The organism is Mycobacterium sp. (assembly GCF_039583805.1).
Classification (GTDB): Bacteria; Actinomycetota; Actinomycetes; order Mycobacteriales; family Mycobacteriaceae; genus Mycobacterium.
The window spans coordinates 1-7,631 of the sequence record NZ_JAVKSH010000137.1 but is presented as its reverse complement, the minus strand read 5'-3'; the positions used below and the strand labels follow the sequence as shown (position 1 = coordinate 7,631).

Here is a 7,631-nt window from a genome sequence, read left to right as displayed (position 1 = left end):
GCTGCGCCCTCGGGTGTGGCTGCAGCTTGACACCGAGGAAGCCCCCGATGATCTGTGGTGGTTGTCGGTGCACGGCATCTACCGGCTCCGCCCGGATCTGCCGGTTGGCCTCGGGGCGCTGTCCCATCGCATTGGCGACGTCGGTTCTGGTGTGGATCTCGGCGCCGCCGGTGAGCTGCACCCGAAATACAAGGTCGCCATGCAGTGCTTCGCCTATGTCGGCGCCGCGAACGACACCCATACCTGGAAGTTGCCCTATCTGCTGGCTGACGGCATCACCCCGGACGTCAGGCGGCTGCCGAAGGCGATCCAATGCATCTTGAGCAACTACCGCGGCACCGTGGTGGACATTCCGGAAGCCGACGTCGGCGATGTCCTGGTGCGACTCGGGACGGCGGCGTCGGTGCTGCGCAAGATGCCCTGCCAGAAGCCGTCGACGGCCGCCGCCTACCGCGAAGCCCACCAATTCCTCGAGCAGCTGGACCGGCTCGCCGATGTCGGCTGTTGCCCGAAGGAGTAGCCGGCGCGCACCGCATCCCGCGATGGCGCCTTCTCGGCAAACGCCTGCGCCGACCGCTGTCTGGGCGGATACTGACCGTGGCGAAAGGAAGCAGGGAGTGCGGTGAAGTTGCTCGTCGGCGGGATGTTCGGCAAGTACAAGGTCGTCCGACTGCTCGGTACGGGCGGCATGGGCAAGGTGTATGAAGCCTACGACACCGACAAGGGCAGAACCGTCGCGTTGAAGCTGCTCAACGAGCAGTACGCCGACGACGAGAAATTCCGTGTCCGCTTCCTCCGCGAGTCGCGTGCCGCGGCGATCCTGCAGGAGCCGCACGTCATCCCGATCCACGACTGGGGCGAGATCGACAACGTCCTCTACATCGACATGCGGCTGGTCCGGGGCCAGACCCTGCACGACATACTCAAGAAAGGCGCCCTGGACCCGCAGCGAGCCACCGACATCGTCGGCCAGATCGCCGCCGCACTCGACGCCGCCCACGCCGAAGGACTGATCCATCGCGACGTCAAACCGCAGAACATCCTCGTCACGCCGGACGACTTCGCCTACCTGGTCGACTTCGGCATCGCCGAGACCCGGGGCGACACCCACCTGACGATGGCGGGCTATCAAGTGGGCAGCTTCGACTACATGGCACCGGAGCGGTTCGGGGGCTCCGAAGCGACACCGGCCGTCGATATCTATGCGCTCGCATGCGTTCTCTACGAGGCGTTGACGGGCCACAAACCGTTCTCGGGCCACAGCGAGCAGGTCATCGCGGCCCACCTGTCGTCGTCGCCTCCGCGGCCCAGCACAGTCAGTGCCCGCGTTCCAGCGTCGTTGGACGACGTCATCGCCCGCGGCATGGCCAAACACCCCGATGACCGTTACGGCAGTGCCGCAGCGCTGGGCCGCGCCGCCAAGCGGGGCCTCGCACCGGAGGTGTCGGCGGCCGGCGCGCCCACGATGCCTGCGCCCCAATACGTGGCGGGGCCGGGTAGCTACCCACCCCTCAACGCCCAATACTTCACTCCCCCAACGATTCTGGCGCCACAAGGCCGAGGAAAGTACTTGCTGCCAGCGTTGATTCTTACCGCCGCGCTACTGCTCGTCGGCGTTGTGGTGCTGACGATCGGATTCGTCGCCACCCGCGACACGGAGCCGCAGACCTCCTCACCGACACTCGCCTATACCCCACCCAGCGTGCTCACCTACCAGACGGAGCCGCCCTCGACCACGCAGCCGGTCTATCCGCAAAGCTCGGCCATCGCCGCGCCGCTTGACGCTGAGCAGCGACTGCGCGAAATCGCTGATGAGGACCGGCCATTCGTGGCCGCCACCCTCGCCGACCATTGGGTGCCGCAACTGAGTTCCAAGCGCCCCGGCGTCGTCGATCAGGGTGTGGTGTGGGACAACACCATGACGCTGCAGGAGCATTTGGACCTCAGGCAGCGCTATCCCGACGTACGGCTGCTGTGGTCGGGTGACTGGTCGACCTTTTCGGCACCCGACTTCTGGGTCACCGTGGTCGGCGTGGCATTTCCCGACGCGGCCGGTCCGCTGGCATGGTGCAGGGCCCAAGCGCTGGACCGGGACCACTGCATCGCCAAGCTCATCAGCACGACGCATACGGTCGAGGGAAGTACGGCCTACAACTGATTCGGGACATCTCAAAGCCCGCGCTCGGGCATCGTCACGCATGGTCAACGCCTGCAACCTAATCTGGATTTCGCCAGCCGCCCGGGTGCCGGCGCTTCTTCTGCAGGTGCTAACCGGCCGGGTGCGGGTCGACACCATCGCGCCATAGCCGTTTCCTCAACCCACCAGCCTGCCTCTTCGCGCAGCGTGTCACGCAGGGCGGCCCGGTACGCGCCCGCGGGCAACGTCGTGCGGTGTGCGTCCGGAGGCTCGAATGATGTCGGGAATCTCGTCTCGGACCAGTTTGCCCGCGCGGCCCCTTTCGCTGGCGATAATGCGCGGTGGTGCAGTTCGACCTCACCGGGCTGACGACACGGGTGCACCGTGGATGACGGGGCCGATCCGCTGCTGCTCGGGCAGCGGGTGGTGGCGATCCCCCAGTCGGAGGCCAACACCCGGCCGTCACCGACCACCACGATGTGTTCAGGGCGTTCCGCGCCGCACCGGACGGGGTGTAACCCTCTTACCGAGAGCGGGTTTCGCGTGTTTCGCGCATCGTCAACGGTACTGCACGATGCCGAGCCCATCGATACGACGGAAATCGGCGGTGTTTGCGGTCACGATCGGAATTCCCAATCGCAGGCTCGCACAACCGATCCAGAGATCGTTGGTGCCGATCAATTCGCCGCGGCGACGGAGCTCGCGGACCACCCTCGCGTAGACGAACGCGGTTTGAGCGTCTATCGGAACGACGGTGTGCCCCTCGCGCATGGCCACGACGATCGGGTGCTCAGCGTGGTCGAACCCCTCGGCAAACTCGCCCAGCGCGATCGTTGACAGGAACAACTCGGCGTCCGGCGATCGCCTGAGGAATCGGTGCGCGGCGCCGTCGTCGTCACCTCCGGCTCGTTCCCGCTGCAGGTCGATGAGGAATGTGGTGTCGACGCTCAGCCGAAGCGCCACGGGTCCCCGGGTGGTGCGTCCGCGTGCTGGGCTTCGTCAAGGCGCCGGAGACCGTCTTCACTCACCAGTGGCAAATCGGCGAGCGCCTCCAAAAGCACAGCGGCCGTCCTGGACTCATTGCGCCAATGCGCTCGCTTTATGACACGCGAGAACGATTCGTTGGGCGAAACCCGAGCCGCCCGAAGGCGCTCATACGCCTCAAGGTCGATCGATATCGTCTTGGTCGCCATAGTGTATGTATACATGTATGCATGCATGTCTGCAATCTCGATCGCGGGTATCCGCAGCCACGCCACCTCGCTCGGGTCGCTGGTTCTCCGCCGACGCGCGCGACTGGTAGCTGACGGTGTTGCCGTCGCGGAATCCTTTGATGGTTTCGACGCGGTCGCACGACCGCCGGGCCGTCACGCTGCTCAAGCCAGTGGCGGCATGAGCGGCGACTAAAATCCCTCAGCGCCTTGCCGACTCGCTCTCGAGCGCCTTCGCGCAGCCGGCGAGGACGGAGAGAAAGCTCGTGCGAAGCAGCCGAGAGGTGACCGCCAGGTGCTGGAGAAGATCGCATCCGAGATTCAGTGGCCGACCCAGCGTGACCGCGTCGTCGCCGCGGCGCTCGGTATCTACCGGGTGCAGCCTGCAGGCGTGCCGATCTGGTCGGGCTACAGGCAGATCTCACGCCTCGACATCAGCTTTCCGTTGTCGTGGACGTGAGCAACTGGTGTCGCGAGTCGAAGCTTCGCCCGCGCCGCACGTTGGATGTCCAGGCACCAGGCCAGGCGGGGGCACTTGATGCTCCCCACGGCCGTGGGCACACTTGTCGGATGCAGCTACGTGATCATGCCGCCGTCGTGTCGCCCGCAGCGCCCCCGACGTCGCCGCGGCCGGCGTGAGCGTGACCGCCGACGGGCCTGGGCCACAGCGCCCACTGACCTGCCTCTCGGACGTCCGCGCGTTCTTTCACACCAACGCTGTGCCGCTGTACTTCGTCTCACCAACCCCGTTCAACCTGCTCGGCATCGACCGCTGGATACGGAACTTTTTCTACCTGACCTACTTTGACTCGTTCGAGGGCGTGCATTCGCGCGTGTTCGTGCCCCGCCGCCGCGACCGCGTCGATTTCGACGGCATGGGCGACGTGTGCAACCACCTGCTGCGTGATCCCGAGACAATTGATTTCATCGCGAGGCGCGGACCCGGCGGCAAGGCCTGCTTTGTCATGCTCGACGAGGAGACCCAGGCCCTCGCGCGTCAGGCGGGGCTCAACGTCATGCACCCCCCGGCGGAGCTGCGCCACCGCTTGGGCTCCAAGACCGTCATGACACGTCTGGCCGACGAGGCGGGTGTGCCGAGCGTGCCTCACGTGATCGGACGGGCCGGCTCTTACGAAGAGCTGTCAGCGCTTGCCCACAGCGCCGGGCTGGGAGACGACCTCGTTGTCGAGGCGGCTTACGGCAATGCCGGCAGTGCGACGTTCTTCGTTCGTGGTGAGCGCGACTGGGACAGTTGCGCTGCCGGCGTGGCGGAGCAGGCAGAAGTCAAGGTCATGAAGCGCATCCGCAATGTCGAGGTGTGCATCGAGGGCACGGTGACCCGCCACGGTACCGTGATCGGCCCCGCGATGACGAGCCTCGTCGGTTACCCGGAGCTGACCCCGTACCGGGGCGCCTGGTGCGGCAACGACGTCTGGCGCGAGGTGCTGCCGCCCGCACAGACGCACGCCGCGCGGGAGATGCTGCGCAGGCTGGGCGACGTGCTGAGCCGCGAGGGATACCGCGGCTACTTCGAGGTGGACTTGTTGCACGACCTGGACGCCGACGTGCTCTACCTCGGCGAGGTCAACCCGCGCCTGTCCGGCGCGAGCCCGATGACCAACCTGACCACCGAGGCCTACGCCGACATCCCGCTGTTCCTGTTTCACCTGCTCGAGTACATGGACGTGGAGTACGAGCTCGACGTCGAGGAGATCAACGCGCGCTGGGAGCGGGGCTACGGCGAGGACGAGGTGTGGGGTCAGCTGATCATGTCGGAGACCTCGCCGGATCTCGAGCTGTTCACCGCGACACCGCGCACCGGCGTGTGGCGCCTCGACCAGGACGGGCGCGTCTCCTTTGCCCGCCCAGGCAACGACTGGGCCACGCTGCTCGACGACTCCGAGGCGTTCTACATGCGGGTCGCGGCGCCGGGCGACTTGCGTTGCGAGGGAGCCCAACTCGGCGTGCTCGTCACCCCCGGGCACCTGCAGACCGACGACTATCAGCTCACCGAGCGCTGCCGGCGCTGGGTCGACGGCCTCAAGGCGCACTTCGCCTCGACACCCCTGGCGCCGGCCACGCCGATCGTCTCGCGGCTCGTCGCGCGAGCGTGAGCGGCGTTCCGGCCGATCTGTCCCTGGACAACTGGCTGTCACCACCCCACTCGCACTGGGCATTCCAGCACATCGACGACTTCATGCCGACCGCGGTCATCTCGCGCGGGACCGGGCCGGCCGTGGCGTTGCCCGCTGCCAGTGCGCCGATCTTCGAGATCGCGGTGACCCGCGTTAACGGGGCGGTTAGCACCGTCGGCGCGGTGATGGCCGGCACCGGCACCGACGGGTGGGCCGTCGCCCACCGCGGTGCGCTGGTGGCCGAGGAGTACCTCGACGGCATGGGTGCGCAGACCCGGCACCTGCTGTTCTCGATCAGCAAGTCGCTGGTGGCGGCCGTGGTCGGCGCTCTGTGCGGGGCCGGTGCGCTCGATGTCGACGCGCCGGTGACGGATTACGTTGGGGCACTGGCAGAGTGCGGCTATGCCGGTGCGACGGTGCGACACCTGCTGGACATGAGGTCGGGGATCGCCTTCTCGGAGAATTACGGTGATCCGGAGGCGGCGATACATGTCCGCGAGCAGGTGATCGGGTGGCAGCGTCAGACCAGGCCGGATCTCCCGGCCACGCTGCGTGACTACCTGCTGACCCTGCGGCGCAAGGCGGCGCACGGCGGCCCGTTCGAATACCGCTCGTGTGAAACCGACGTCCTCGGCTGGATCTGCGAGGCCGCCGGCGGCAAGCGGATGCCCGAACTGATGTCGGAACTGCTGTGGAGCCGCATCGGCGCCCACTGCGACGCCACGATCGGAGTCGATCCGGCAGGCACCGGAATATTCGACGGCGGCATCAACGCATGCCTGACCGACATGATCCGGTTCGGGTCGCTGTTGTTGCGCGACGGTGTCTCGTTGACCGACCAGCAGGTGGTGCCCGCGGCGTGGATCGCCGACACGCTCATAGGCGGGCCCGACTCGCGTCAGGCGTTCGCCGCCAGCCCCGAGGACACCCAGATGCACGGCGGGATGTACCGCAACCAGGTGTGGTTTCCCTACCCAGGCAACAACATCGCGTTATGCCTGGGCATGTGCGGTCAGATGATCTACGTCAACCGCGCCGCGGAGGTGGTGGCCGCCAAGTTGTCCGCCCAGCCCAACCCCGGGGATCCGCAGCTGCAGTTGGACACGTTGCGCGCATTCGATGCGGTGGCAGACGAAGTGGGTGGGGGCACGGGTTCAAAGGCCGTGTGACGTCAGGGTGTCGTGGGAATGAGTACCGCCACATCGCTGTGCAGGTGCGCCAGGCCGCTGTCGAGAGTCGCCAACTGCCCGTTGCGGCTTCGTGCGAGCTGGGCAAGGTAAGCATCTGTTACTTGCCGGTGACCGACCACACCAGCGATTTCCACATCGGCGAAAGAGACACTATCGGGCCAGAATTCGTGATGGGCCGAACTCTCGACCGCGCCGACGACATCGCGCGCCGCCGCCGCGGATTGCCCCGTCCGCACCAGGAATCGGACAAGACTTCCTTGGGTGATCGGGCACGTAGCGAATCCCGTGTCGGATGCCGATAGCCATTCCGCGGCGGCATCGTGGTGCACATGCTCGGCGACGACCAGCGCGATGAGCACGTTCGCGTCGAGCAGCGCCGTCACTGCTCATCCTCCAAGGACCGGACGTCCTCGGAGGTCACGACCACCCCGACGCTCACCAGAGGCAACCCGGTCCTGGGGTCTCGGGAGATTGTGGCGGGGCCGCCGGCTCCGAGGCCGCGCCGAATGAGGTCGGCGACGGTTTCGCTCAACGTGCGGTGGGTGTCCCGCGCGATTGCCAACGCCTGTTTGTGCAGGTCGTCGGGGAGGTCAACGGTGGTGCGCACGCCCCATCTTAACATCACTGCATCATGATGTACGTATGCGATACGCGCAGGTAATTGTCCACGGCCAGCGGGATCGTGGGCCGCCGGCCCGGCGCCGGAAGCGTCACGTCTGTCACAGCGGTCACCGCTGCCGAACCATTATGCGAAATGCCCCGAGGTCGTCCGTCTCGCGCGCACCATCCGCCGCTACTGCGACCTCATCTGGAACACCCTCGACCACGGGCTGCCGAATGCTCGATCCGTAGCCACCCACGACTACCTGCGGACACTGGCCGAGCGTGCCTATCGCTACGGCGCGCCCAGCGCATCCAGGTCGAGGCGCAACGGCACGGGAACACTGGTCGTAAATTC

8 protein-coding genes and 1 pseudogene are annotated in these 7,631 nt (G+C 66.6%); 5 read left to right on the top strand and 4 right to left on the bottom strand.

The genetic code is table 11. The features are described from left to right. On the top strand, nucleotides 1-520 hold a 520-nt coding region (locus ABDW21_RS15390; protein WP_343601372.1), incomplete at its 5' end, for a hypothetical protein. Nucleotides 521-622: 102 nt separating this feature from the next. Next, nucleotides 623-2,158: a serine/threonine-protein kinase gene (locus tag ABDW21_RS15385; protein ID WP_343601374.1), complete on the top strand. Its 1,536-nt coding sequence runs from the start codon at nucleotides 623-625 to the stop codon at nucleotides 2,156-2,158. 537 nt (nucleotides 2,159-2,695) lie between these two features. Here ABDW21_RS15385 and ABDW21_RS15380 read toward each other — a convergent pair. Next, nucleotides 2,696-3,100 (bottom strand): type II toxin-antitoxin system VapC family toxin, encoded by a 405-nt coding sequence (locus ABDW21_RS15380; protein WP_343710675.1) that lies wholly within the window; start codon nucleotides 3,098-3,100, stop codon nucleotides 2,696-2,698. Further along, entirely contained in the window at nucleotides 3,085-3,330 is a 246-nt protein-coding gene (locus tag ABDW21_RS15375; protein WP_343710674.1) for an antitoxin VapB family protein, read from the bottom strand. The genes ABDW21_RS15380 and ABDW21_RS15375 overlap by 16 nt, the downstream gene beginning before the upstream one ends. A gap of 304 nt (nucleotides 3,331-3,634) precedes the next feature. Between ABDW21_RS15375 and ABDW21_RS15370 the strand changes: the two are divergent. The 3 genes and pseudogenes from ABDW21_RS15370 to ABDW21_RS15360 form a co-directional block, all read left to right on the top strand. Beyond that, a pseudogene (locus ABDW21_RS15370) lies at nucleotides 3,635-3,808 on the top strand (HNH endonuclease); the annotation flags it as partial. A gap of 175 nt (nucleotides 3,809-3,983) precedes the next feature. After that, the gene (locus ABDW21_RS15365) at nucleotides 3,984-5,462 is read left to right on the top strand and encodes a biotin carboxylase (RefSeq protein WP_343601377.1); all 1,479 of its coding nucleotides are present in this window, start codon (nucleotides 3,984-3,986) and stop codon (nucleotides 5,460-5,462) included. Nucleotides 5,463-5,485: 23 nt separating this feature from the next. Continuing rightward, nucleotides 5,486-6,652 carry a serine hydrolase gene (locus ABDW21_RS15360; protein WP_343710676.1) on the top strand — a complete coding sequence of 389 codons (1,167 nt, stop codon included), beginning with the start codon at nucleotides 5,486-5,488 and terminating at the stop codon, nucleotides 6,650-6,652. A 2-nt stretch (nucleotides 6,653-6,654) separates the two neighbouring features. On the opposite strand, the gene ABDW21_RS15355 is transcribed toward ABDW21_RS15360, so the two are convergent. Together ABDW21_RS15355 and ABDW21_RS15350 are read right to left on the bottom strand one after the other, a co-directional pair. Further along, complete coding sequence (locus tag ABDW21_RS15355; RefSeq protein WP_343601378.1) at nucleotides 6,655-7,056, bottom strand: TA system VapC family ribonuclease toxin; 402 nt, start codon at nucleotides 7,054-7,056, stop codon at nucleotides 6,655-6,657. Next, nucleotides 7,053-7,280 (bottom strand): antitoxin, encoded by a 228-nt coding sequence (locus ABDW21_RS15350; protein ID WP_343601401.1) that lies wholly within the window; start codon nucleotides 7,278-7,280, stop codon nucleotides 7,053-7,055. Before ABDW21_RS15350 ends, ABDW21_RS15355 begins: the two co-directional genes overlap by 4 nt. Nucleotides 7,281-7,631: the final 351 nt, after the last annotated feature.